We start from the raw sequence: 22,567 nt of genomic DNA, 5'->3' as shown, positions 1-22,567 counted from the left end.
ACCCTGGGCGCAGTAGTACACAGCTTGACCACAGGGTTGTCCACAGGCCGCGTTGCCAGTCGGCACGCGACTCCGGGAAACTGTCAGACCGGTCGGCTACAAGTGGGGGTGGTGCGACCGCCTGCAAGGTGTTCGAGGGGGCGCGGTGAGCATTGACGAAGAGACGGGCGCCGGCCCCGGTTTCGAGCGCACACCGCCGCACAACATCGAGGCGGAGCAGTCGGTGCTCGGCGGCATGCTGCTGTCGAAGGACGCCATCGCCGACGTCGTCGAGATCCTGCGCTCCGACGACTTCTACCGTCCCGCTCACCAGATGGTCTACGACGTCATCACCGACCTCTACGGCCGGGGCGAGCCCGCCGACGCGGTCACCGTCTTCGACGAGCTGCAGAAGCGCGGCGAGATGGCCAGAGTGGGCGGCGCCGCCTACCTCCACACCCTCACGGCCGTCGTCCCCACCGCGGCCAACGCCGGCTACTACGCCAAGATCGTCAGAGAGCAGGCCATCCTCCGCCGCCTCATCGAGGCCGGCACCCGCATCGTCTCCTACGGTTACGGCGGCCAGAACGAAGAGGTCGACGACCTCGTGGACCGCGCCCAGGCGGAGATCTACAAGGTCACCGAGCGCCGCACCTCGGAAGACTACGCACCGCTGGCCGACATCATGCCCGGCGCCCTCGACGAGCTCGAGGCCATCGGCAGCCGCGGCGGCCAGATGGTCGGCGTGCCGACCGGCTTCCAGGACCTCGACCAGCTCACCAACGGCCTCCACCCGGGCCAGATGATCGTCGTGGCCGCCCGGCCCGCCATCGGGAAGGCGCTGGCGCTCGACACGCCGCTGCCCACGCCGACAGGTTGGACGACGATGGGCGAGGTGGAAGTCGGCGATCAGCTCATTGGAGCCGACGGGCGCCCAACTCGGGTGGTCGCGGCCACCGAGGTCATGTACGACAGGTCGTGCTACGAGGTGGAGTTCAGCGATGGCACGATGATCGTCGCGGACGCCCAGCACCAGTGGCGCACCACCACACGCGCAGCCAGGAAGGCGCGGCATGCCGGACAGTCCTTCTATTGGTCTGCAGAGGCCATCCGGCGAGTGCAGGAAGCGTACGAGGCAGCGCAGGCTGATCCAGACAGGCCAGTCACCCATAAGCAAGCCGCCGAGATCGTGGGAGAAGAATTCCGCCACGTTCTCCATACGGTACTGAAGGACATTGGTGCTATCGGGAAGGTGCCCGCTGGAGTGGGCGGGGAAAGCGGCGGCCGTGTCCGGCCCGCCCTGGCGTACCCGGCGGCAACGCTCTTTGGGCGTCTTTACGAGCGGGTCTGTAAACCCAAAAACGCAGCCACGATGGCGAAGCACAAGGATGTGGTCACCACCGAGGAAATCGCCGCCTCGCTACGCTGCTCCAGTGCCGATGGGCGGCCCAACCACGCGGTCGCCGTGTCCACACCGTTCGTCCTCGATGAGCGAGAGCTGCCGCTGTCACCATACGTTCTGGGGGTATGGCTGGGTGACGGCCACACGGGATGCGCACGCTTCAGCACTACGGACCCGGAGATCGTCGCTAACGTTGAGACTGAAGGGGTGCTCGTACGGCGGGTGGGATCCTCGCTGACCCATCAGATGACTCTGCCCGAGCCAACAGTGGTCTCCCCTTTGATGTGTTTCGACTGCGGAGCTCCGACGGGAGCTCGCGTGCGCTGTGAGGCATGCCATCGCGAGCATGGCACCGTCCAGGCCATTCTGCGTACGCTCGCCGTGCTCAACGACAAGCACATTCCGTCGAGTTACCTGCGTGCCTCGGAACGACAGCGGCGCGATCTGCTCGCAGGCCTACTGGACACCGACGGATACGTCAACAGCCATGGGCAGGTCCAGTTTGCGGTGACAAACCGGCGGCTCGCGCACGATGTGCATGAGCTCGTCTTGAGCCTCGGGTACAAGGCAACTGTACGCACCAAGGCCGTCAAGGGCAGGACGGAGGATTCTTCGACCTGCTACATGATTAACTTCACGCCGTCCGATCCTGTGTTTCGCCTATCTCGCAAGGTGGAAAGGCAGGTCAAGACCGCGAACCCGGCCACACGCGTGCGCTATATCGTCGATGTGCGTCCCATTAATTCCCAGCCTGTCCGATGCGTGGAAGTTGACAACGCCGACCACATGTACTTGGCGGGCAAGACGTGCATCCCCACGCACAACAGCACCCTTGGGCTGGATTTCGCCCGTTCCGCAGCGATCAAGCATGGGATGACCACGGTCATCTTCTCGCTGGAGATGTCCCGTAACGAGATCACCATGCGTCTCCTTTCCGCCGAGGCCCGGGTCGCGCTGCACGCCATGCGCTCGGGCATGATGGGCGACGACGACTGGACGCGCCTGGCCCGGCGGATGAGCGAGGTGGCGGAGGCGCCGCTGTTCATCGACGACTCGCCCAACATGTCGATGATGGAGATCCGGGCCAAGTGCCGGCGGCTCAAGCAGCGTAACGACCTGCGGTTCGTGGTCATCGACTACCTCCAGCTGATGAGCTCGCCGAAGAAGACCGAGAGCCGGCAGAACGAGGTCTCCGAGATCTCCCGTGCGATCAAGCTGCTGGCCAAGGAGCTGGAGGTCCCGGTCATCGCGATCTCGCAGCTCAACCGTGGCCCCGAGCAGAGAACGGACAAACGCCCTCAAGTTAGCGACCTGCGCGAATCCGGATCTATCGAGCAAGATGCTGACATGGTCATCCTGTTGCACCGGGAGGACGCCTACGAGCGCGAGTCGCCACGAGCGGGCGAGGCGGACCTGATAGTCGCCAAGCACCGTAACGGACCCACGGCGACGGTGACGGTGGCGTTCCAGGGGCACTACAGCCGCTTCGTGGACATGGCGCAGCACTGACGGAGACGATCAGGATTCGCTGCCATCAAGCCGCCTCCTCCGTGGAATCGGGAGTGGGAGCCAGCCGCACGCTGCCGGACTGGGCCTTCTCCTCGGGGAAGACCCACTTCCGGAGCGCCCAGAAGCGGAAGACCATGGCGATCAGCGTGCCGATGATCTGTGCGCTCATGAAGTCGGCGATCTCCTGGGTCACCAGGCTCACATCCGGGGTCTCCAGGCGAAATACGTACCGGGAGATCCATAGCGGCGCGGAGCTGAGCACCAGACCGACGCCACTGACCAGGAAGAACAGCGCCGCCTCATGGCGGCGCTCGCGGCCGCCCCTGGTCCGGAACGACCATTCGCGGTTCAACACGTAGGACACGATCGTCGCCACGAGCACCGCGATGATCTTCGCGGTCACCGGCTTCGGTTCCAAAATGGTCAGCTTCAGCCCATAGAACACCGTGTTGTCCACTAAGAACGCTGTTCCACCCACCACCGCGAACTTCAGCAGTTCGCGGTGCTTCAGCGCAAGTGCGTGCAGCGGTCCCGGTAATCTTGCGAGTACTGCGTTCGCTATTCGGAGCACCCCCGATCTTCTCACCAGTCGAACACCCTGGTAACAAGCTTTACGGACACGGCTTGTCCGGCGGGTGATGGGTCATGGGCGGAGCTGGGCGGCGTGGTCGCGGGCGAAGTCGGCGAACGACCGGGCCGGGCGGCCCATCACCTTCTCGAAGTCGGGGGTCGTGTAGTCACCCCACCCCGCCGAGTACGCCGTGAGGTACTCCTGGGTGACCGCGGCCACCCACGAAGGCAGGCCCGCGTCCAGCATCGACCGGCGAGCGTCGTCCGGCGTCACCGGCTGGTAGGCGATCGGCGTGCCGTACACCTTGCCGAGTTCGGCGGCGACGTCACCCAGTGAGATGCTGGCCGGGCCCGTGAGAGTGTAGGTGCTGCCCTTGTGCTGTGCGGGAGCGCGCAGGACGGCGGCGGCGAAGTCGCCGATGTCGCTTACGTCGATCATGCCGAGCCGGCCTTCGCCCGTCCCGCCGTACAAGGTGTCGCCGTTGACCGAGCCGAAAAGGTTCTGCATGAAGAAGGCCGGGCGGATGACGGTCCAGTCGAGGCCTGAGGCCGCGAGCTCGACGTCCGACAGGGCGTGCAGGCGGCCGTTGCGGGTCGGTGCGTCGTGGGCGGCGCCGATGGCCGACATGCGTACGACGTGGCGCACTCCCGCCTTTCGCGCCGCCCAGACGGCGTTCATGCTGGCGTGCGGCGCCTGCGGGCCCATGGCGGTCAGCAGCCACAGCGTTTCGACACCCTCGAAAGCCTGGTCGAGCGTGGCGGGGTCGTCCAGGTCGCCGACCGCGACCGCCACGCCCGACGGCGCCTTGGCCGCGTCGCGCACCAGGACCCGCACGTCCGCGGTGCCGGACAGGGAACGAAGGACAGCGCTGGAAACGGTGCCGTTGGCACCAGTGATCAAGATGCTCATGCAGCCGACAATATAGTAAGATTTAGTGACAATCAAGCTCGGTGACTAAAAGGAGGGTGTGACGGTGCGCAGGAGCCGGCGCAAGCAGGACGAGCCCGATCTCGGCATCCTGTCGAGCAGGACGCTTTTCGGCCTGCAACATGAGCTGTTCGATACGCTGGCCGAGCAGGGGCATCCGGGGCTGCGGCCGCGGCACGGGGCGGTGCTGGCGTACCTTGACGAGGCGGGCAGCAGGGCCACGGACCTGGCCGCGCAGTCGGGCCAGCACAAGCAGGTGATCGGCACGCTGGTGGACGAGCTGGTGGAGCTCGGCTACGTGGAACGGCAGCCCGACCCGGCCGACCGGCGGGCCAAGCTGATCGTGCCCACCGATAAGGGGCGCGACCACATGGTCAGGTCGGACGCGATAATCGCCGCCATGGAGGCGGACCACGCCGAGGCCGTGGGCGAGCAGGCGTACGCGGAGTTCAAGAGGGTGTTCAAGCTGGTCGCCGAGCGCCAGGCGGGCGGGGGCCGGCAGAAGTGACGGCTCAGGCCTGGCGCAGGGACATGACGAGGTAGCGGAAGGCGGGATCGGCGTCGCCGGGCACGTCCTGGATCAGGGCGGGCCTGGTCGGCGACTCCATGTTGATGCGGGCCAGCTCGCTCTCGATCCCGGTCAGCCCGTCGAGCAGGAACTGCGACTGGAAGGCGATCTGGATGTCGTCGCCGCGCAGCTCGCAGTCGACCACCTCGGCGCCGCGCCCGATGTCGCCGCCGCCGGCCTGGATGAGGACCCGCCCCTGGCTGAACGACAGCCGGATCGCGGTGTTGCGCTCGGCCACCAGGGCCACCCGCTTGATCGCGTTGACGAACGGCGCCACGGCCACGTCGGCCCTGATCGACCAGTCGGAGATCAGCCTGGATCGATAGTCGATGAACTGCTCGTCGAGCAGCCGCACGGTCGTGCTGCGCCCGACGCTCTCGAACCCGGCAACCCCGTCGCCCATCGCCATCGACACCTCGCCGCCGCGCAGCGACTTGGCCACCTCGACCAGCACCCGGGCCGGGACCATGGCGGAGACGGCGAGGCCGGGGCTGGCCGGGCGCCAGGTGAAGTCGCGGGCCGCGATGCGGTAGCGGTCGGTGGCCGCCATCGCCACGGACTCGCCCTCGATGTCGACCCTGATGCCGGTGAGCATCGGCAAGGTGTCGTCCCGGCTGGCCGCGGGCGCGACCTGGCCGACGGCAGAGGCGAACACGCCGCCGCCGATGGCGCCGATGCTGGGCGGCATGATGGGCATGGTCGGGAAGTCTTCGACCGGCATCGTGATCAGCCCGAACTCCGCGGTGCCGCAGGTCAGGACCGCCTCGGGGCCCTCCGTGACGATCTCCACGTCGTCGGCGGGCAGGCTCCTGCTGATCTCGGCCAGCAGCCGGCCCGGGATGAGCACCCGGCCCTCCTCGGCCACGTCGGCGTCGACCGCCGCCCTGGCCGAGACGTCGTAGTCGAACGCGGACAGGGTCAGCTCGTCGCTCGCTTCCAACAGCAGCCCGGACAGGACGGGCACCACAGGCCGGGCGGGCAGAACTCGGGCGGCCCACGCCACCGCATCTGCCAGAACATCGCGGTTAACCCGGATCTTCACCTGTTACCACCCCTTCGTCGCGCCTGCCTCTATGAAAATAGCCGGTGCGACCGACAAGTCTGGGCGGTCTCGCGGGATGGCCAACCCCAGGTGGAGGGTCCTAGCGGCTGTTGAGATAGGCGAGTACGGCGAGCACGCGGCGGTTGTCGTCGTCCGACGGCGCGAGCCCCAGCTTGGCGAAGATGGCGGCCGTGTGCTTGGCCACGGCGCTCTCACTGAGGTAGAGCCGCTGGCAGATGGCGGCGTTGGAGCGCCCTTCCGCCATGGCCTCGAGCACCTCCCGCTCGCGCGGCGTGAGCGCGGCCAGCGGCTCGTGCCTGGCGTTGCTGGCCAGCAGCTTGGCGATCACCTCGGGGTCCATGGCCGTGCCGCCCTCGGCGACCCGGCGTACGGCGTCGACGAACTGCTCGGCGTTGAAGACCCGGTCCTTGAGCAGGTAGCCGATCGCGCCCGAGCCGTCGGCCAGCAGCTCGCGCGCGTACAGCTGCTCGACGTGCTGGGACAGCACGAGGATCGGCAGCCCGGGCACCTTCTCCCTGGCCGCGAGCGCGGCCTGCAGGCCCTCGTCCGTGAACGTGGGCGGCAGCCGCACGTCCACGATCGAGACGTCGGGCCGGAGCTCCAGCAGGCCCTTCAGCAGCTCGGGCCCGCTCTCCACGGCCGCCACGACGGAGAAGCCGTGGGCCTGGAGCAGGTGCACCAGCCCGTCTCTGAGCAGGTAGAGGTCTTCAGCGATCAGTACGTTCATCAGCACGACAGTTTGGTCGGTTGGACACGTTCGAACCAGCGCTCGCGGTTGTGGGTGGAAGGTAGCCAGATGGCCAGGGCGTGCATGAAAGTGCCCAGCGTGATCATGCCGAGGATGACCGGCCACTGCCAGACCTCGGGCATGTACAGCGCGAGGAACCAGGTCTTCTCGTCGACGTCCAAGATCTTGAAGATGCCCGCCACGAGTCCCTGCGGGAACGTCGGGCACCAGGCCGTGGCCCAGAGCAGGATGACCGTGGCAGCCTTCCAGCGCGGCATCTTGGGGAGGTTGCCCGCCCAGTGCTCGGGCAGCGCCCGGGGCAGTTCCATGGTCACGGTGGTGGGGCCGCCGGGCGGGCTGTTCAGGGCGAGCACCCCGTCGAAAGCCGCCAGCCGCCGCTCGATGCCGGACAGGCCGCTGCCCTTGGCCGGGTCGGCGCCGCCCAGGCCGTCGTCGGTGACGGTGACACGCAGGTCGGGGCCGTTGGAGCTGATGTCCACCGTCGCCGAGCGCGCGTCGCCGTGCCGGGCGGCGTTGGACAGCAGCTCGCTGACCGCGAAGTACACCGCCGCCTCCACCGGGGGTTCCGGCCGGTGCGGCAGATCGACGTCCACCGTGACCTGCATCGGGCTGTCCATGGCCAGGGCGCGCACGGCGTCGGCAAGTCCGCGCTCGGCCAGCACCGGCGGGTGGATGCCGCGGATGACCCTGCGCAGCTCGGTCAGCGTCTCGGCGGAGGCCTCCCTGGCCTTGGAGAGCAGGGTCTTGGCCGCCGAGGGATCGTCGTCGACGAGCTGTTCGACCGCGCCCAGCGTCATGCCGATCGCCACCAGCCTGGCCTGCGTGCCGTCGTGCAGGTCGCGTTCGATCCTGCGCATCTCGGCCGCCTGCGAGTCGGCGGCCAGGTTACGCGTCCGCCTGAGGTGGCTCACCTGGCTCGCCAGGCGGCTGGCGGCGGTCGCGCCGAGCAGCAGCTCGCTCCAGAGAGCGTAGACGCGCAGGCCCCGCTCGGGGACCAGGAAGAACAGCGGCACCAGCGCCGCCTTCACCACCGGGTCGAGCATCAGCCAGGCCTCGTCCCGCCAGGTCGCGGGGTCGCTGACCAGCCACTTCCACCGGTTGTTCCAGGCGGGTATCCGCGGCGTCCTGTAGAGGGTCCGGTCGGAGCGGTACATGCCGTCCGCCTGAGGCTCCGGAGGCGGGGGCTCGGGCAGGTACGGCGGCTCGATGCCGGCGCCGACCCACTTCCCCATCAGCCGCCGGTTGAGCTCGGCGAGCCTCCTGACCATCATGACCTGCGGGGGGAACAGGAAGATCATGCCCAGCGCGAGCGACAGCAGCAGCATGGCGATGCTCAGCACGATCGCGGGCACCTCGATGAGGAGGAGCGCGAGCAGGGTCACGACCTGACCGGACCTTCGCGACAGCATGCTCTCAGTCTGCGGCAACGGGTACGGTCCGGCCATTGCACCTAGGTACACCCCTGCCCGACACCCAGCCGGATTCCCCGCTAAATCCCGGGTTTCTAGCGTCGATGGCATGAAAGTCATCGAAGTCAGGAATCTGCGCAAGCAGTACCCGAAGCACCTGGCGGTCGAGGACGTCTCGTTCGACGTCGCGGAGGGTGAGATCTTCGGCATCCTCGGGCCGAACGGCGCGGGCAAGACCACCACAGTGGAGTGCGTGGCCGGCCTGCGGGCGCCGGACGGCGGCACCGTACGCGTGGCCGGACTGGACCCGCAGCTGGACAGGGGCGAGCTGCGGCACGTGCTGGGCATGCAGCTGCAGAGTGCGGCGCTCCCGGAGAAGATCAAGGTGTGGGAGGCCATGGACCTCTACGCCTCCTTCTACCCCGACCCGGCGAACTGGCATGAGCTGCTCGACCGGGTCGGCCTCGCCGGCAAGCGCGACACGGCGTTCAAGAAGCTCTCCGGCGGGCAGCGCCAGCGACTCTCGGTCGCGCTGGCCCTGGTGGGCAGGCCGCGCGTGGCGGTGCTCGACGAGCTGACGACCGGACTCGACCCGCAGGCGCGCAGGGACACCTGGGAGCTGGTCGAGCAGGTACGCGACTCGGGCGTGACGATCGTGCTGGTCACCCACTTCATGGAGGAGGCCGAGCGGCTCTGCGACCGGCTCGCGCTCATCGACGCGGGCAAGGTGGTCGCCACCGACACGCCTGCCGGGCTCATCGCGCAGCTGGGCGGGGAGCAGCGGGTGAGGTTCCGGCCGTCGGCGCCCGTCGAGGACGGCGTGCTGCTGGCGCTGCCCGAGGTACGCGAGGTCGCCAGGAGCGGCGACCAGATCGTGGTGAGCGGTACGGGCAACCTCGCTCCCGCCGTCACGCTCGCCCTGGCCCAGCACCAGATCGTCCCTGGAGACCTGCGGATCGAGCAGGCCACGCTCGACGACGCGTTCCTCGCGCTCACCGGAAGGAAGCTGTCATGAAGCTGCTCCTCGTGGAGACCAAGCTGTACCTGCGCGAATGGCCGTTCTTGATCTTCACGATCGGGCTGCCGGTCGCGCTCCTGGTCGTGCTGGGCCTCAGCATCCCGTCGATGACCGAGCGTGCGGCGTCCGGGGAGCGGGCCGTGGACACGCAGATGCCGAGCATGATGACGCTGCTCGCGCTGCTGACCCTGGCCTGCAGCGTGGTGCCCGCGGTGCTGGTCGCGTACCGCGAGCAGGGGGTGCTCAGGCGGATGTCCACCACGCCCGTGCACCCGGCACGGCTGCTGGCAGTGCAGCTCCTGATCAACCTGGCGGTCGGAGTGGTGTCCACGGTCCTGCTGATCGTGACGGGCTCGCTGCTCTTCGGCTCGGCGGCGCCGCGGCAGTGGGTGGGATTCGTCCTGGTCTTTCTGCTCGGCAGCGCCGCGCTGCAGGCCATCGGGCTGGTGATCGCCGCGCTGGCGCCCAACGCGAAGGTCGCGCCGGGGATCGGGTCGGCGGTGATGTTCCCGCTGATGTTCCTTGGGGGCATGTGGGTGCCGCGCGACGTCATGCCGGACACGTTGCGGGCGGTCAGCGACTACTCCGTCGCGGGGCCGTTCGCCCAGGCGCTCAGGGACACCTGGGCGGGTCACCCGCCGCAGTTCGCGCACCTGGCGGTGGTGGCCGCCGGGCTGGTGATCTTCGGCGGGCTGGCCGTGCGGCTGTTCAGGTGGGAGTGAGGCTAGCGCCTGGCCCAGACCGGGCGCGCGCCGGTGACGTTGGTCATCAGGGAGTAGAGCGAGGACGAGGCCGTGATGAACATCCGGTTGCGCTTGAGCCCGCCGAACACCAGGTTGGACGTGAACTCCGGCAGCTTCAGCCGGCCGATCAGCGTCCCGTCCGGGTCGTAGCAGAGCACCGCCTTGCCTGCCGCGGCCCAGACGCGGCCGGTGTCGTCGAGCCGGAGGCCGTCGAAGTTGTCCTGCTCCGTGCCTTCGGCGAAGACCTTGCCGCCCGCCAGCGTGCCGTCCTCGCGCACGTCGAACACGCGCAGGTGCTTCATCCTCGTGTCGGCGATGTAGAGCCGGCTCTCGTCGAGCGAGAACGCCAGGCCGTTGGGGCGGACGAAGTCGTCGGCCACGATCCGGACCTCGCCCGTCACCGGGTCGGCGCGGTAGACGTGGCAGCCGTCGATCTCCTGCTCGGCGGCCCAGCCCTCGTAGTTGCTGATGATCCCGTACGGCGGGTCGGTGAACCAGACGGACCCGTCGGAACGCACCACGACGTCGTTGGGGCTGTTGAACCGCTTGCCCTCCCAGCGGTCGGCGATCACCGTGATCGAGCCGTCGTGCTCGGTACGGGTGACGCGGCGATTGCCGTGCTCGCAGGAGATCAGCCGGCCCTCACGGTCGAGCGTGTTGCCGTTGGTGTAACCGGACGGCTGGCGGAACGGGCCGACCGCGCCGGTCATCTCGTCCCAGCGCAGCATCCGCTCGTTGGGGATGTCGCTCCACACCAGGAACCGGCCGGCGGGGAAGTAGACAGGGCCCTCCGCCCAGCGGGTGCCGGTGTGGAGCCGTTCGATCTGGTCGTCTCCGCCGATCGCGGCGAACCGCTCGTCGAGCACTTCGAACTCAGTAGGGATCGTGTCCGTCATGCCGCCTACCATACGCCGTTTAGCCTGAAGGGCATATCGCCGGATACCATCTAACAGTGGATGATATCGACAGGATGCTGATCGGCCTGCTGCTGGAAGATGCGACGCAGTCCTACGCGGTGCTCGGCAAGGCGGTGGGGCTGTCGAGCGGGGCCGCGCACGAACGGGTGCGCAAGCTGCGCGAGCGCGGTGTGATCAGGCGCACGACGATCGAGGTGGACCAGGCGGCGCTCGGGCGCTCGGTCACGGCGTACGTGCTGGTGGACGGCAGTACGTGGATGGGCGACAGCGCGGACCGGCTGGCGGCGATCCCGGAGGTCGAGGAGGCGCACGTGATCGCAGGTCCCGCGTCGGTGCTGCTCAAGGTCCGTACGTCCGGGACGGCGGAGCTGCAGGACGTGTTGCGCCGGGTGTTCGGCCTGGACGGTGTCACGGGGACGCAGACGGTCGTGGTGCTGGAGACGTTCTTCGAACGAACTCTCAAGTAATCTCTAGGTATGACGAAGGTCGCCTGGAACACAAAGGAGCTCTCGGTCGGCCAGCTCGCCGAGCGCAGCGGGGTCGCCGTGTCCGCCCTGCACTTCTACGAGGCCAAGGGGCTGATCAAGAGTCGTCGTACGGCGGGCAACCAGCGCCGCTACCACCGCGACACCCTGCGCAGGGTCGCGTTCATCAGGCTGGCCCAGCGCATCGGCATCCCGCTCAAGACCATCAAGGACGCCCTGTCCAAGCTGCCGGACGAGCGCACCCCCAACCGCGAGGACTGGGCCCGGCTGTCGGCGGGCTGGCGCGGCGAGCTGGACGACCGGATCGAGCAGCTCCAGCGGCTGCGTGACGACCTCACCGACTGCATCGGGTGCGGCTGCCTCTCGCTGGACCGGTGCCCGGTGGCCAACCCGCACGATCGGCTGGGTGACGAGGGGCCGGGCGCGCGCCGCATCGACGTCCAGCTGTGCCGGCCGCAAGCCTCCGGCGGCCCGTGCGCGCCCACGGCCACCGATGGAGCTCCAGAGGCCGCCTGCGCCACAATTCCCGCAGCCTCGTAGCGGCCGGACCTCATCCCCTCCGCACAGACCAGCCGAAGTACGGCGGCGCGTTGGCTGAGGGCCGAGGGGGCGGCTCAGCGAGGGGTCTTGGCGGGCGGGACGATGAGGGTCGGCCGGTGCGCGTGGTGCAGCACGTGGTTGGACACGCTGCCGAGCAGCACCGACCTGACCCCGGCCAGACCGCGCGAGCCCGTGACGATCAACGAGGCGTCGATCTCGTCCGCCACGTCCACAATCCTCTTCCAGATCGACTCGTTGTCGGCCACCGCCCGGTAGGTGACGTCGGTGAGCCCGGAGGCGATCGCCAGCTCGGCCCCCTCCCTGGCGTGCTGCTCGGCCAGGGCCTTCGCCTCGTCCTCGGTGCCCGGGTCAATGGCGGCCGCGGCCAGCGGATACTTCTTGAGCTGGACGAGCAGCGGCTCCCACACCGTGATGACGACGGTGGGCTCGGCGGCGAGGTGCTTGGCCGCGAACTCGATCGCGGCGCGCGAATCGGCGGAGCCGTCGTAGGCGACAAGAATGGTCATGACGTTTTCCCTTTCGCTATTCGCTCTTTCGCTAGAGCACTGAAGCGATCAGGTGCCATTCCTGGGGGAGTTGTCTGTTTTGTCACACCCGTTTAGGGGTGGCAGGCAGTCAGGACTCGGTGAGGGCGATGAGGATGTGCTCCATGCAGGCGTGGCCGGCCCGCTCGGCCGCCGCCGCGTCGCCCGCCGCGATGGCGCGCGCGATGGCGTCGTGCGGGATGTAGGTCTTGTTGAGCGAAGTGCCCGCCGCCGTGATGCTGGCCCGCAGAGCCGCCGAGAAGTCCTCGTACAGGTCGATCAGCACCAGGTTGTGCGTCGCGTGCGCCACGGCCATGTGGAAAGCCAGGTCGGCCTCCACGAAGAAGTCGGGGTCGTCCAGCTCCCAGGCCCGGTCCCGCTCGGCCAGCGCCGCCTCGATGTGCTTGATGTCGTCGTCGGTGCGCCGGGTCGCGGCCAGGCGCGCCGACTCGACCTCGAGCGCGCGCCGTACCTCGAGGATCTCCAGCTGCTCGGCCTGCTTGAGCCGGCGCAGCATCGCGCCGGACAGCTCGCTGGTCGCGCGGACGTAAGTGCCGTCCCCCTGACGGCACTCGAGCAGCCCGGCGTGCGTGAGCGCGCGTACGGCCTCCCGAACGGTGTTGCGACCCACCCCGAGTTGCTCGGCGAGCACCGTCTCGGTCGGGATCTTGCCGTTCATCGGCCACGACCCTGAGGTGATCTGCTCCTTGAGCTGATCGATCACCTGGTCGACGAGCGAAGCCCGCTGCGCCGTACGCAGACTCACAGTCCGCCTCCTCCGGGGAAACCAATCATCCTATGAGTCAATGACTGGTAGACCCTAATTATTCCACGCTCCAAACGCCAAATCGGAGCCCGGGGAGGTTCAGCGGGAAACTGCGGCGTCTACCGTCACCCCTGCCAGCGCGGAGCGGACTCCGGCGGCTTCGAGCGCTTTACGATATGCGGCCGTCTGCTGTGCTCTGGACTCGACCTGACCGTACAGATCGCCGAGCTCGCGCCAGCAACGGGCGGCCTGCCGATCCGAGCCGAACACCGGCCGGTCGAGCGCGTCGAGCGCCCGGTGCGCGTTGCCCAGATGCGTGGAAGCGTCGCCGCCGAGCTCGATCGCGATGGTGGCCAGGACGAGGTGGGCCTCGGCAGCCGTCGTGCCCATGCGGTCGACCACCGGCTCAAGAGCGGCGCCCGCCAGCTCACCCGCACGCGCCGGCTTGCCGGCACGCAGGCTGACCCGCGCGTGCACGATGAGGCTCTCGCCGTGCTCGCCGCTGGTGGCAGGGGAGGCGGCGAACGCCTTGGACGCGGCCGCGATGAGCCGCTCGGCCTCGTCGACCGGCACCGTGGCCAGCCTGGACCAGTGCATGGCGGTCCTGGCGAGCTGCAGCGACAGCCAGGCCTGGCGGCCCGCCATGATCGCGTCGTCGGCCAGGCGCACGGCCAGGGCGGAGTCCTCGCCCGCCGCGGCGGCGGTACTCGCGTGCCACAGCGCGCGAATCTCTCCGGAACGGTCCACAACTTCAGGAACGCCGGTCAGGTCCAGCACCCGCTTGACGTATTGGAGCTCGGGGGAGTCGCTCTCGCGCTCGCTGCGCGCCTCGACCAGCGCGGCGGCCAGGTCGATGGCGATCTCGCCCTGCGTGATGGACAGCCGCACGGCCTGCTGGAGCGCGGCGGAGGCCAGGTCACGGGCCCGCAGCCGGTCGCCCGCCTGCTGGTAGCAGCGGCTCAGCGCGATCGTGAGCGGCAGGTCGGCCAGCCGCTCGGGGTGGGCCGCGGCCTCCCTGCGCAGGCGCTCGAACGCCTCCACAGCCTGACCGAGGCGGCCCTGGGCTTCGAGGGCGCGCGCCCTGCCGAACCGGGCGTGCGCGGTCAGCATGGCGTTTTCCTCGTCGGCAGCCTTCACGATCTCCGTGAAGCGGTCCGCCGCGACGGCCGGGTCGCCGTGCCGCAGCTCCAGCTCGGCGTGGCGCAGCCCGAGCTCGGTGTCGATGCGCTGCCGAGGCTCGATCCCGTGAAGGAGGAACTCGGTCGTGCACCCCAGCCGCTCGGCGAGCAGCCGAGCCACGACAGGAGTCGGCGTGCGCTTGCCCGACTCAATGAGCGAGACATAACTGTCAGACAGGTCGGGTCCGGCCAGTTGGGCCTGGGACATCCGCCTGTTCAGCCGCAGTCCGCGGACGCGGTCACCGATGGTTCCCTGACTCGGCATCTCATCTCTCAAGGCGGGGAAGGGTCAACAACACGCAATGATTGCATGAAGTAGCCGAATCGGGTATCCCTGCTGAAGAATTCCCCGCCGGGAGATTAATCGTCGCTCTCGTCCTTGCTCGGAAAAAGCATGCCGCAGACCTCGAGGTACAGGGTCTCCGGATACGGAATGTACTCAACTGTGGACAGTGCTTGATCCTGACCGGCCGACTCAAGGATGAACTCACCGTAACCGAGCATGCGCCCAAGCAGCGATCTTTGGAAGCTCATGTCGGTGACCTTGCCCAAAGGCATCATCGCGACCTTCCGGGTGATGAGCCCGGTGGTCAGCAGCATGCGCTTGGAAGTCACCACAAAGTAATCGACCGACCACTCCGCGACTTTCCATACGAAACGGACAAGTAGCAGGAGCCACAGCCACCACACGACGACCAGCGCCGTGCCACCCTGATCGCTGCCGCCGAAGACCTTGCTGAGCAAGCCGGCGACGATCAGGCCGGCGAGCACCTCGGCGACCGGGCGCAGCAGGATGGCAGGATGCCGCCGGACCATGATGAACTGCTGTTCTTGGGGGAGGAGGTAGCGGTTGACCGACGACGGAGCGGAGTCCCCGTGGGTCACAAGTCTCATGAGAGGCTGTTCACAAATTGCGCCAGCGAGTCAGCCGCGTTGAACACTGTGTCGAACGCTCCCTTCACCGAGTCCGCGGCGTCAGATGGACGCGCGAACAGGTAGTACGCCACAAATGCGATGCCACCGTATGTGAGGACTTTTTTGACCTGCACCGTTGCCTCCGTGCCCTTACCCACTCCACCCGCCCTATACATTACCCACCCGGCTGCCCGGGTAAAGGTGACTTGACGGGATAGTTTTGATCTTGCTTAGCCTCGTTCGCTGGCCACCAGGGCCAGGACGTGAAGGTGCTTGCGCGCGATGCGCTCAACAAGGCTCGGATGGGCGTAACCGGTGACCTCCAGCGCGCCGTAGTGCGCCGCCTCGACGCACCGCGTTACGGTGGTCGCGGAGTGGATGCCGGCGAACTCGTCGCGCAGCACCGTCTCCACCTCCGCGTACGGAGTCGGATCCGCCTCGGTGTGATCGCTCATCGTGCTCCCCACGCGCATGCGGAAGTTGCCTTCCTACCTCTTCGTACCCACCTGACAACAGTATGTAACGAAGCGATGACTGCTTGTGACGGGAAGGGGGCTTTTCAGCCCACGTCGCAGGATCAGACGACGCCGTAGAGGCGGTCTCCCGCGTCGCCGAGGCCGGGCACGATGTAGCCGCTCTCGTTGAGCCGCTCGTCGAGCGCGGCGGTCACGACACGGATGGGCTTGCCCGAGTTGGCGAACACCTTGTCCATGTAGGCCAGCCCCTCGGGAGCGGCCAGCAGGCAGATGGCCGTGACGTCCACGGCGCCCCGGTCGAACAGGAACTGCACGGCCGCCGCCAGCGTGCCCCCGGTGGCCAGCATGGGGTCGACGACGAAACACTGCCGGCCCGAGAGGTCGTCGGGCAGCCGCGTGGCGTACGTCTCGGCCTTGAGCGTGGACTCGTTCCTGATCATGCCGAGGAACCCGACCTCGGCCGTGGGCAGCAGCCTGGTCATGCCGTCGAGCATGCCGAGCCCCGCGCGCAGGATGGGCACGACCAGCGGCTGGGGCTTGGCCAGCCGGACGCCGTGCGCCGGGGCGACCGGCGTCTCGACGGTGACGTCGGTGACCCGCACGTCGCGGGTGGCCTCGTACGCCAGCAGCGTCACCAGCTCGTCGGCGAGCCTGCGGAAGGTCGGCGAGTCGGTGCGGACATCACGCAGCGTGGTCAGCTTGTGCGCCACGAGCGGATGATCTACGACGAGGGTTTCCATAAGGGACAACGTATCTGGTGGTGGACAATGATGTGGACCCCTGCCGGCTGCGGATGATCACAGAGCGCGGCCGCCTCGGAGTCATTGGTTTTGATCACAATTTGGTCGGAGAGCCACACGCCGAGTGGCCGGTTCTGGAACGATTGGGTGCTGGTGATATCTGTCGGGTCAGAGGTCGGGTGGAGATGGCGATGACAGACGAAGACGCTCTCGACTTCGCCATTGTGGTCTACCGCGAGGACGATCGCTGGGATGCCGAGCTCCTGCCGGCCACGCTCACGTCCGACCTGAAGGGGCTCATCCACGCCCTGCGCCAGCAGCCGAGCGAGAGCGGCACGATTGGCCTGGTCGCCGTGGGGGATGAGTTCTTCGTGGCGCTGCGGGTCCTTGGCGAGCGGGTGGACGTCTTCCTGTCCGACATCGCCGCCTCCTGGGACTTCCCGCTGGCACGCCAGGTTCTCGACTACCTGGACGTGCCGGTGCCGGACGAGGAGGAGCTCGACGAGATCCTCCAGGACGAGGAGACCGTGCTCCCCGCCGGAGATCTGTCGATCTTCGCCGATCTCGGGTTGGACGAGATGGAGCTGGGCATCCTCTCCGGCGACATTGACCTGCTGCCCGAAGATGTGCTGTCCAGCATCGCCGCGCGGCTCGGCTTCTCCGAGCCGTTCGAGCGTGCCATCGAATCGGTCTTCGGCTGACCCCCTGGAGCGCGGACATGGCGTCCAACACCTTTTCTGCGGCCTTCGTCATGACCTCCGACGGCTGGAGCGGCGCCGAGGTCGATCTGAGCGATGCCGAGATCGTTGACGACCTCGGTGACACGGTCACGGAGACGCTGGGGCTCGGCGGCGACGAGCTGGCCCTGCTCTGCGTCGAGGTCGAGGACGAGTGGTTCGCCATCGCCCGATACCGGGGCGAGGACGAGCCGCGCGTCTTCCTGTCCGACGTGCACGCGGTGCTCTCCGACCGCCTGGGCGAGCTGTTCGCCGAGTTCGCCGGCGTGGTGCCCGACAAGGAGGGCAATGGCCTCGGCGTGCGCCCGGCCGGCGACTTCGAGCTGCTCAGCGACCTCGGGGTGAGCTCGGAGGAGCTGCTGGAGCTGAGCATGGAGGAGGGCGTGCTGCCGGCCGACATCCTGTCGGTGATCGCCGAGCGGCTGTCCTTCGCCGACGAGCTCGACCGGCTGCGGTGATCTGGCTCTCGCCGTGACGTACGAGGAGGCCATGCGCCTGGCGCTGGCGGAGGCCGTCACGGCGGGCGCCGGCGGTGAGATCCCCGTGGGCGCGGTCGTGCTCGGCCCGCTCGGCGAGGTCCTGTCCATGGCGGGCAACGACCGCGAGTCCTCGGCCGACCCGACGGCCCACGCCGAGGTGCTCGCGCTCAGGCAGGCGGCCATGGGGCGCGGCCAGTGGCGCCTGAACGGCTGCACACTCGTCGTGACGCTGGAGCCCTGCACGATGTGCGCGGGCGCCGCGGTGCAGGCCAGGGTGGACCGGATCGTGTACGGCGCCGTGGACGAGAAGGGCGGGGCCGTGGGCTCGCTCTGGGACGTCGTACGCGATCGCCGGCTCAACCATCGGCCCGAGGTCGTCATGGGGGTCCTGGCCGATGAGTGCTCGTCCGTACTAAAGCGGTTCTTCGCCACTCGGCGGATCCGGTAAGCTCATGCGCGGTGGTGTCGCCTAGTGGCCGAGGGCGCACGCCTCGAAAGCGTGTGATGGGGCAACTCATCCGTGGGTTCAAATCCCACCACCACCGCCGTTGAAGAGGGCCTCCGACCTGTGCGAACAGGTCGGAGGCCCTTCGTCTGTCAACCCGGCCCGTGATAGGTGAGCTGCCCGCCGCAGCCGGTCTCGACGACGGGGATGCCGCGTAACGGGTCCGGAGGGTGCGACATCGGCGTGCGGCGGCCGACGGTGTGGACGGACGGGCGGCTGAGCAGCAAGACGTGCCGGGGCCGTACACGCCGCTGTCAAGGTTCACAGGCCGAAGCCGGTGGTCAGCAACGCGGTGTGGCGCTTTAATGTTCTTGACTCTTCTGCGTCAGATGTGGCTTTTGGGGCTGGAGTGATGACATGCCTGCGGCATACCAGGATGACGAGCCCACCGGTGAAGCGGAGGCCGCCGGAGGATTAGTGCGTGCCGTCGTCGGTGAGGACGGCCTGCTGGCCGGACTGCGGCTGGACGCGCGGGCGATGCGGTTCGCGTCTCAGGACCTGGCGGAGCACATCGTCTCCGCCGTACGGGCGGCGCAGCAGGATCGGCTGAGCCGCGTCGGCGACCCTCCGGAGCCCTCTGAGGAGGGCGCCGACATGGAAGAGTTCTTGCGCCGACTGGACGCCATGGAAGAGCAGGCGGCCCACGATTTCGGTCGGTTGACGGCGAGCCTCGATGAGACGCTGCGTCGCCTGGACGAGAGGTGACATATTCGTGACAGATGATGGGGTCGTGTGGGATGTGGCTGGTCGGCAGGCGTCCGCTCAGCAATTCCGTACGCTCACAGATGAGCAGCAGCAATTCCTGCAGAGCTTTCGCGCGGAGCTGGGCACCGGAAGCCTGTTGCAAGATCCCGACTTCGATGGTCCTTACCAGACATTCTTGAGCGCGTTGTTCGGTGGCTTCGAAGAACGGGTCGCCGATCTGGGGCACATGGGAGAAGGTCAAGCCCTGATGGGCGCCCGGGACAGGGAGGCCGAGAAGGCGAACGAGGTGATCTTCGGCCATGGCGGCAGCTGGGCTTGAGGCGGCCGGTTTCAACATGCTAGGTGTGGCGCCGCCACCGGATACCGGCGAGCTCGCGCGTCATGCCGGCCTGCTGGAGTCGGTGGCGGGTGTGCACCGATCAGTCGGCGATGACGGCGCTCGCGCGTACCGGGCTGCCGGGAGCAACGCCGGCGCCGCGACCGACGCGCTGGCCGAGCACGTGGCGGGGAAGGACGGCGTGTTCCCGCGGAACACCGAGCATGGTCTGCATGTCTCGGTGGCGGCGAGCGTGATGAAGGTCACGTTCGCCGGGCACGAGTGGGCCAAGAACCTGCTCATCGGGCTGGCCGGGACCGCGGCCGCGGTGGCCGGGGTCGCCGCCATCAGGCCGGAGGTGCTGGTGACGATTCGGGCACGGTTGCGGCTGTTCGCTCAACGGGTGCAAAAGTGGATGAGAATCATCAGGCAGGCCGTCGGCCGGCACATCTCGCGCCTGGCCGAGCTCCTGCGCAGGACTCCCTCCAAGCAACAGATCGGCAACAACCTGGCGGCGGAGCAGCGGCTGATGGCGGACCGATGGCGGCACACCTTGGTAAGGCACGACGTGACCAGGGTCGCAAATGCCGCGCAGGCCAGGAGCTCCATGGGCCGGGCCGCTCAGAGCCTGGATCAGGCCGGGCACGAGGTGAGCCAGGCCGAAGTGAGCGTGCGCCGCGCCAGGAGCATCGTCAACGCCGACATCAATGCATATAACGATGCCTCCACTGCGGCATACCTCAAGGCCAACCCCAAGGGCTTGGCCTACGACGATCTGCTGGACTACGACACCAGGCTGAAGCTCTACCAGCAGGCGGCAAGGTTGGAGCAGGTCGAAGCGCAGCTCGGCGGGCCCACCGCCGCTCAGCTGGCCCACGCGGGACGCCACGTGGACGAGGGGCTCAACATCGCAAGGAAGCACGGGCTGGATGCCTCCGAGCTCCAGAGTCTGCAGCAGAGGCTGAACGAACTGAAGTTCCAGCGTCACGAGCTGGCTGACAGGGCGTGGACCGCCCGCCTGGACATCCAACGCCCCGACGACCTCTACAAGGTGTACCCCGTCTGACGGCGACCCATCGGGAAACGCCGGGCATCGGCACCAGGACGCCTCGAAGGCGGCGGCCACGACCGTGCGGACCTCGTCCATGGAGTGCGGAGCCCGACCCGCGGCGCGACATTCTTCATAAATGATGTTGGAAAGGCGCGGCGTCCGGGCTGCCGGGCGGGCGCGCATACGAAAAGGGAGCCGCGAATCGCGCGGCTCCCTTTTCCATTCTCAGCTGGGCAGCTCCAGGACTCTGGCGTGCAGGATCGATCGTTGGTGCAGGGCCGCGCGCAACGCGCGATGCAGGCCGTCCTCCAGATACAGCTCGCCCTGCCACTGCACCACGTGCGGGAAAAGATCCCCGTAGAAGGTGGAGTCGGCGGCGAGCAACGAGTGCAGGTCCAACATGGCCTTCGTGGTGATCAATGAGTCGAGCCGGACCTGCCGTGGAGGGATCTGCGCCCACTCTCGGTGCGTCAGACCGTGTTCGGGATAAGGGCGTCCGTCGCCGACAAGCTTGAAGATCACCCCCCCGATTTTAGGAGAGAATTCGAATCCTTGCGTTGTCAGGACGCGTCAGCGCAGTTCAGCCAGCCCGCAGTCGTCGGGTCTACCGTTTTCGTAGCCGCGCTGGAAGGCGTTGACGCGTTGCTTGGAGCTGCCGTGCGTGAACGATTCAGGGTCGATTCTGCCGGTGGTGCGCTGCTGGATTCTGTCGTCGCCGACCGCGGCGGCGGCGTCCAGGGCCTCGGAGATTTCCGTCGTGGTGAAGGGCTTGTCGTAGAAGCCGGTCTTGACCGCGTTGTGCGCCCAGACGCCCGCGTAGCAGTCGGCCTGGAGCTCGATGGGGACCGGCGAGGCGCCTGAGTCGAGCGCGCCGAGCAGGTCCTGTACGTGGTGGCCGTACTCGTGGGCGATCACGTACGCCTGCGCGAAGGGGCCGCCCTCGGCGCCGAAGTCGCGCTGGAGCGTGTTGAAGAACGTCAGGTCGAGGTAGACCTTGCGGTCGGCGGGACAGTAGAAGGGGCCCACGGCGGAGTCGGCCGTGCCACAGGCGGTGTTGACCGCCCGCGAGAACAGCACGGTCTTGGCGGGTGCGTACGTCTTGCGCCCGCGCTCCTCGAACGCCTGCCGCCAGTACGACTGGATGCTGTTGACCGTCCCCACGACGCGGCAGTCCTCGGACTGCTCTGCGTCGGCCCCGGTACGGCAGCGCGCGGCCAGGTCGCCGGTCGGGGCGCGTCCGGCCGGTGCGCTCGGCTGCTGCCCGCCACCCTGAAGGCCGCTCTCGTTACCGCTGAACGGCGACGGGAAGACCCCGAACAGGAACATCCCGGCCACCGCCAGGATCAGCAGGAGGCAGCCGCCGCCCCTGCCGCCGATGGGCAACATGCAGCCGCCCCCGCCCGGTTGCGGACCCGCGGCCCGCACGTCCTCGACCTGCGACGGGTCAAGCTGCGCGTCGTCGTCGAACTGCATGCCTCCCCTCCTCCCCCGCAGCGACCTGATTACGCGGCGCAATGGGGTTGTGGTGCGAAATCAGGTATATGTCCGCTAATCTGCCGACATGACGGGTGGATTGATTGGGATTGCGCTGGTGTCGCTGGGCATGGTTCTCACGCCCGGGCCGAACATGATCTATCTGGTCTCACGTTCGATCACCCAAGGCCGCCGAGCCGGCCTGATCTCCCTCACCGGCGTCGTCCTCGGCTTCAGCGTCTACCTGACCGCGACATGCCTGGGGCTGACGGCCGTCTTCGCGTACGTGCCGGCCGCGTACACGGCGCTCAAGCTGGCCGGCGCCGCGTACCTGCTCTGGCTGGCCTGGAACGCCGTCAAGCCGGGCGGCGCCTCGGCCTTCCAGCCGCGCGAGCTCGTGCCCGAGCCCCCGCGCAAGCTGTTCGGCATGGGCCTGTTCACCTGCCTGCTCAACCCCAAGATCGCCATTCTGTACCTGTCGCTGCTCCCGCAGTTCATCGACCCGGCCATGGGGCACGTGCTGCTGCAGAGCCTGGCGCTCGGCTCGGTTCAGATCGTCGTCGCGACCACGGTCAACGCCCTGATCGCGATCTCGGCAGGCGCCCTGGCCGCCTTCCTGGCCCGCCGCCCGCTCTGGCTCCGCGTCCAGCGCTACGTCACGGGCACGGTGCTCGGCGTCTTCGCCGTACACATGGCCACGGACCGCTCAAAGGCCATGGTCGCCGCCTAGCAACGTACGGCATCGTCCCTCCGCGGGGTGGCCTTGCTCGCGGCCGGTCACCCCCTCGTGACCTGCGGAGAT

Annotated in this window: 28 protein-coding genes and 1 tRNA gene; 14 read left to right on the top strand and 15 right to left on the bottom strand. The window is 68.0% G+C overall.

The window, feature by feature from the left end; all coding sequences use genetic code 11:
* Positions 1-145: 145 nt before the first annotated feature.
* A complete protein-coding gene (dnaB, locus tag ABN273_RS06215) occupies positions 146-2,890 on the top strand; it encodes a replicative DNA helicase (protein ID WP_349447657.1) in 2,745 nt (914 codons plus the stop codon).
* A gap of 25 nt (positions 2,891-2,915) precedes the next feature.
* On the opposite strand, the gene ABN273_RS06210 is transcribed toward dnaB, so the two are convergent.
* Positions 2,916-3,368 (bottom strand): GtrA family protein, encoded by a 453-nt coding sequence (locus ABN273_RS06210; protein WP_349447720.1) that lies wholly within the window; start codon positions 3,366-3,368, stop codon positions 2,916-2,918.
* Positions 3,369-3,533: 165 nt separating this feature from the next.
* Entirely contained in the window at positions 3,534-4,370 is an 837-nt protein-coding gene (locus ABN273_RS06205; RefSeq protein WP_349447656.1) for an SDR family oxidoreductase, read from the bottom strand.
* Between the two features lie 58 nt (positions 4,371-4,428).
* Here ABN273_RS06205 and ABN273_RS06200 point away from each other — a divergent pair, with 58 nt between their 5' ends.
* The gene (locus ABN273_RS06200) at positions 4,429-4,896 is read left to right on the top strand and encodes a MarR family winged helix-turn-helix transcriptional regulator (RefSeq protein WP_349447655.1); all 468 of its coding nucleotides are present in this window, start codon (positions 4,429-4,431) and stop codon (positions 4,894-4,896) included.
* A 4-nt stretch (positions 4,897-4,900) separates the two neighbouring features.
* On the opposite strand, the gene dnaN is transcribed toward ABN273_RS06200, so the two are convergent.
* The 3 genes from dnaN to ABN273_RS06185 form a co-directional block, all read right to left on the bottom strand.
* Positions 4,901-5,998, bottom strand: a complete 1,098-nt coding sequence (gene dnaN / locus ABN273_RS06195) for a DNA polymerase III subunit beta (RefSeq protein ID WP_349447654.1) — start codon at positions 5,996-5,998, stop codon at positions 4,901-4,903.
* A gap of 100 nt (positions 5,999-6,098) precedes the next feature.
* Entirely contained in the window at positions 6,099-6,746 is a 648-nt protein-coding gene (locus ABN273_RS06190; RefSeq protein WP_349447653.1) for a response regulator transcription factor, read from the bottom strand.
* Positions 6,746-8,176, bottom strand: coding sequence for a sensor histidine kinase (locus ABN273_RS06185; RefSeq protein ID WP_349447652.1), 1,431 nt, complete (start codon positions 8,174-8,176; stop codon positions 6,746-6,748). Before ABN273_RS06185 ends, ABN273_RS06190 begins: the two co-directional genes overlap by 1 nt.
* Before the next feature lie 109 nt (positions 8,177-8,285).
* Between ABN273_RS06185 and ABN273_RS06180 the strand changes: the two genes are divergently transcribed.
* Together ABN273_RS06180 and ABN273_RS06175 are read left to right on the top strand one after the other, a co-directional pair.
* Positions 8,286-9,191: an ABC transporter ATP-binding protein gene (locus ABN273_RS06180; protein ID WP_349447651.1), complete on the top strand. Its 906-nt coding sequence runs from the start codon at positions 8,286-8,288 to the stop codon at positions 9,189-9,191.
* Positions 9,188-9,916 carry an ABC transporter permease gene (locus tag ABN273_RS06175; RefSeq protein ID WP_349447650.1) on the top strand — a complete coding sequence of 243 codons (729 nt, stop codon included), beginning with the start codon at positions 9,188-9,190 and terminating at the stop codon, positions 9,914-9,916. Before ABN273_RS06180 ends, ABN273_RS06175 begins: the two co-directional genes overlap by 4 nt.
* A 2-nt stretch (positions 9,917-9,918) precedes the next feature.
* Here the strand turns inward: ABN273_RS06175 and ABN273_RS06170 are convergent, their stop codons facing one another.
* Entirely contained in the window at positions 9,919-10,833 is a 915-nt protein-coding gene (locus tag ABN273_RS06170) for an SMP-30/gluconolactonase/LRE family protein (RefSeq protein WP_349447649.1), read from the bottom strand.
* A 56-nt stretch (positions 10,834-10,889) separates the two neighbouring features.
* Here ABN273_RS06170 and ABN273_RS06165 point away from each other — a divergent pair, with 56 nt between their 5' ends.
* Positions 10,890-11,321, top strand: a complete 432-nt coding sequence (locus ABN273_RS06165; RefSeq protein WP_349447648.1) for an Lrp/AsnC family transcriptional regulator — start codon at positions 10,890-10,892, stop codon at positions 11,319-11,321.
* Between the two features lie 9 nt (positions 11,322-11,330).
* Positions 11,331-11,879 carry a redox-sensitive transcriptional activator SoxR gene (soxR, locus tag ABN273_RS06160; RefSeq protein ID WP_349447646.1) on the top strand — a complete coding sequence of 183 codons (549 nt, stop codon included), beginning with the start codon at positions 11,331-11,333 and terminating at the stop codon, positions 11,877-11,879.
* Between the two features lie 74 nt (positions 11,880-11,953).
* On the opposite strand, the gene ABN273_RS06155 is transcribed toward soxR, so the two are convergent.
* From ABN273_RS06155 to upp, 7 genes are all read right to left on the bottom strand, one after another.
* Entirely contained in the window at positions 11,954-12,406 is a 453-nt protein-coding gene (locus ABN273_RS06155) for a universal stress protein (protein WP_349447645.1), read from the bottom strand.
* A 109-nt stretch (positions 12,407-12,515) separates the two neighbouring features.
* Positions 12,516-13,190 (bottom strand): FadR/GntR family transcriptional regulator, encoded by a 675-nt coding sequence (locus tag ABN273_RS06150; RefSeq protein WP_349447644.1) that lies wholly within the window; start codon positions 13,188-13,190, stop codon positions 12,516-12,518.
* 99 nt (positions 13,191-13,289) lie between these two features.
* Positions 13,290-14,633, bottom strand: a complete 1,344-nt coding sequence (locus ABN273_RS06145) for a helix-turn-helix domain-containing protein (RefSeq protein WP_349447643.1) — start codon at positions 14,631-14,633, stop codon at positions 13,290-13,292.
* A 95-nt stretch (positions 14,634-14,728) separates the two neighbouring features.
* Positions 14,729-15,262 carry a PH domain-containing protein gene (locus ABN273_RS06140; RefSeq protein ID WP_349447642.1) on the bottom strand — a complete coding sequence of 178 codons (534 nt, stop codon included), beginning with the start codon at positions 15,260-15,262 and terminating at the stop codon, positions 14,729-14,731.
* Positions 15,259-15,441, bottom strand: a complete 183-nt coding sequence (locus ABN273_RS06135; protein WP_344999800.1) for a hypothetical protein — start codon at positions 15,439-15,441, stop codon at positions 15,259-15,261. Before ABN273_RS06135 ends, ABN273_RS06140 begins: the two co-directional genes overlap by 4 nt.
* Before the next feature lie 72 nt (positions 15,442-15,513).
* The gene (locus ABN273_RS06130) at positions 15,514-15,738 is read right to left on the bottom strand and encodes a hypothetical protein (RefSeq protein WP_349447641.1); all 225 of its coding nucleotides are present in this window, start codon (positions 15,736-15,738) and stop codon (positions 15,514-15,516) included.
* Positions 15,739-15,860: 122 nt separating this feature from the next.
* Positions 15,861-16,499, bottom strand: a complete 639-nt coding sequence (upp, locus tag ABN273_RS06125; protein WP_349447640.1) for a uracil phosphoribosyltransferase — start codon at positions 16,497-16,499, stop codon at positions 15,861-15,863.
* Positions 16,500-16,684: 185 nt separating this feature from the next.
* Here upp and ABN273_RS06120 point away from each other — a divergent pair, with 185 nt between their 5' ends.
* The 7 genes from ABN273_RS06120 (at position 16,685) to ABN273_RS06090 (ending at position 20,307) form a co-directional block, all read left to right on the top strand.
* A complete protein-coding gene (locus ABN273_RS06120) occupies positions 16,685-17,200 on the top strand; it encodes a tRNA adenosine deaminase-associated protein (RefSeq protein ID WP_502910944.1) in 516 nt (171 codons plus the stop codon).
* A 17-nt stretch (positions 17,201-17,217) separates the two neighbouring features.
* Positions 17,218-17,694, top strand: a complete 477-nt coding sequence (locus tag ABN273_RS06115) for a tRNA adenosine deaminase-associated protein (RefSeq protein WP_349447638.1) — start codon at positions 17,218-17,220, stop codon at positions 17,692-17,694.
* 31 nt (positions 17,695-17,725) lie between these two features.
* On the top strand, positions 17,726-18,163 hold the full coding sequence (tadA, locus tag ABN273_RS06110) for a tRNA adenosine(34) deaminase TadA (protein ID WP_349447719.1): 438 nt from the start codon (positions 17,726-17,728) through the stop codon (positions 18,161-18,163).
* Between the two features lie 10 nt (positions 18,164-18,173).
* Positions 18,174-18,260 (top strand) — tRNA-Ser (locus ABN273_RS06105).
* Positions 18,261-18,577: 317 nt separating this feature from the next.
* The gene (locus ABN273_RS06100; protein WP_349447637.1) at positions 18,578-18,925 is read left to right on the top strand and encodes a YbaB/EbfC family nucleoid-associated protein; all 348 of its coding nucleotides are present in this window, start codon (positions 18,578-18,580) and stop codon (positions 18,923-18,925) included.
* A gap of 7 nt (positions 18,926-18,932) precedes the next feature.
* A complete protein-coding gene (locus ABN273_RS06095; RefSeq protein ID WP_349447636.1) occupies positions 18,933-19,244 on the top strand; it encodes a hypothetical protein in 312 nt (103 codons plus the stop codon).
* 25 nt (positions 19,245-19,269) lie between these two features.
* On the top strand, positions 19,270-20,307 hold the full coding sequence (locus tag ABN273_RS06090; protein ID WP_349447635.1) for a hypothetical protein: 1,038 nt from the start codon (positions 19,270-19,272) through the stop codon (positions 20,305-20,307).
* Positions 20,308-20,517: 210 nt separating this feature from the next.
* Here the strand turns inward: ABN273_RS06090 and ABN273_RS06085 are convergent, their stop codons facing one another.
* Both ABN273_RS06085 and ypfJ read right to left on the bottom strand, forming a co-directional pair.
* On the bottom strand, positions 20,518-20,814 hold the full coding sequence (locus tag ABN273_RS06085) for a type II toxin-antitoxin system VapB family antitoxin (RefSeq protein WP_349447634.1): 297 nt from the start codon (positions 20,812-20,814) through the stop codon (positions 20,518-20,520).
* 48 nt (positions 20,815-20,862) lie between these two features.
* Positions 20,863-21,765, bottom strand: a complete 903-nt coding sequence (gene ypfJ / locus ABN273_RS06080) for a KPN_02809 family neutral zinc metallopeptidase (protein WP_349447633.1) — start codon at positions 21,763-21,765, stop codon at positions 20,863-20,865.
* Positions 21,766-21,853: 88 nt separating this feature from the next.
* Between ypfJ and ABN273_RS06075 the strand changes: the two genes are divergently transcribed.
* Positions 21,854-22,495, top strand: a complete 642-nt coding sequence (locus ABN273_RS06075) for a LysE family translocator (RefSeq protein WP_349447632.1) — start codon at positions 21,854-21,856, stop codon at positions 22,493-22,495.
* Positions 22,496-22,567: the final 72 nt, after the last annotated feature.

Source organism: Nonomuraea sp. B19D2 (genome assembly GCF_040137845.1).
Classification (GTDB): Bacteria; Actinomycetota; Actinomycetes; order Streptosporangiales; family Streptosporangiaceae; genus Nonomuraea.
The sequence above is the reverse complement of the archived record's forward strand: the minus strand, read 5'-3'. Positions and strand labels throughout refer to the sequence as shown.

What these genes read in the sequence shown, in the direction of transcription:
- ABN273_RS06205 (WP_349447656.1), bottom strand. Translation starts at nt 4,370, where the DNA reads ATGAGCATCTTGATCACTGGTGCCAACGGCACCGTTTCCAGCGCTGTC.
- ABN273_RS06190 (WP_349447653.1), bottom strand. Translation starts at nt 6,746, where the DNA reads ATGAACGTACTGATCGCTGAAGACCTCTACCTGCTCAGAGACGGGCTG.
- ABN273_RS06185 (WP_349447652.1), bottom strand. Translation starts at nt 8,176, where the DNA reads ATGCTGTCGCGAAGGTCCGGTCAGGTCGTGACCCTGCTCGCGCTCCTC.
- ABN273_RS06180 (WP_349447651.1), top strand. Translation starts at nt 8,286, where the DNA reads ATGAAAGTCATCGAAGTCAGGAATCTGCGCAAGCAGTACCCGAAGCAC.
- ABN273_RS06175 (WP_349447650.1), top strand. Translation starts at nt 9,188, where the DNA reads ATGAAGCTGCTCCTCGTGGAGACCAAGCTGTACCTGCGCGAATGGCCG.
- ABN273_RS06170 (WP_349447649.1), bottom strand. Translation starts at nt 10,833, where the DNA reads ATGACGGACACGATCCCTACTGAGTTCGAAGTGCTCGACGAGCGGTTC.
- soxR (WP_349447646.1), top strand. Translation starts at nt 11,331, where the DNA reads ATGACGAAGGTCGCCTGGAACACAAAGGAGCTCTCGGTCGGCCAGCTC.
- ABN273_RS06155 (WP_349447645.1), bottom strand. Translation starts at nt 12,406, where the DNA reads ATGACCATTCTTGTCGCCTACGACGGCTCCGCCGATTCGCGCGCCGCG.
- ABN273_RS06145 (WP_349447643.1), bottom strand. Translation starts at nt 14,633, where the DNA reads ATGCCGAGTCAGGGAACCATCGGTGACCGCGTCCGCGGACTGCGGCTG.
- ABN273_RS06140 (WP_349447642.1), bottom strand. Translation starts at nt 15,262, where the DNA reads ATGAGACTTGTGACCCACGGGGACTCCGCTCCGTCGTCGGTCAACCGC.
- ABN273_RS06130 (WP_349447641.1), bottom strand. Translation starts at nt 15,738, where the DNA reads ATGAGCGATCACACCGAGGCGGATCCGACTCCGTACGCGGAGGTGGAG.
- upp (WP_349447640.1), bottom strand. Translation starts at nt 16,499, where the DNA reads ATGGAAACCCTCGTCGTAGATCATCCGCTCGTGGCGCACAAGCTGACC.
- ABN273_RS06120 (WP_502910944.1), top strand. Translation starts at nt 16,685, where the DNA reads ATGGCGATGACAGACGAAGACGCTCTCGACTTCGCCATTGTGGTCTAC.
- ABN273_RS06115 (WP_349447638.1), top strand. Translation starts at nt 17,218, where the DNA reads ATGGCGTCCAACACCTTTTCTGCGGCCTTCGTCATGACCTCCGACGGC.
- tadA (WP_349447719.1), top strand. Translation starts at nt 17,726, where the DNA reads ATGCGCCTGGCGCTGGCGGAGGCCGTCACGGCGGGCGCCGGCGGTGAG.
- ABN273_RS06100 (WP_349447637.1), top strand. Translation starts at nt 18,578, where the DNA reads ATGCCTGCGGCATACCAGGATGACGAGCCCACCGGTGAAGCGGAGGCC.
- ypfJ (WP_349447633.1), bottom strand. Translation starts at nt 21,765, where the DNA reads ATGCAGTTCGACGACGACGCGCAGCTTGACCCGTCGCAGGTCGAGGAC.
- ABN273_RS06075 (WP_349447632.1), top strand. Translation starts at nt 21,854, where the DNA reads ATGACGGGTGGATTGATTGGGATTGCGCTGGTGTCGCTGGGCATGGTT.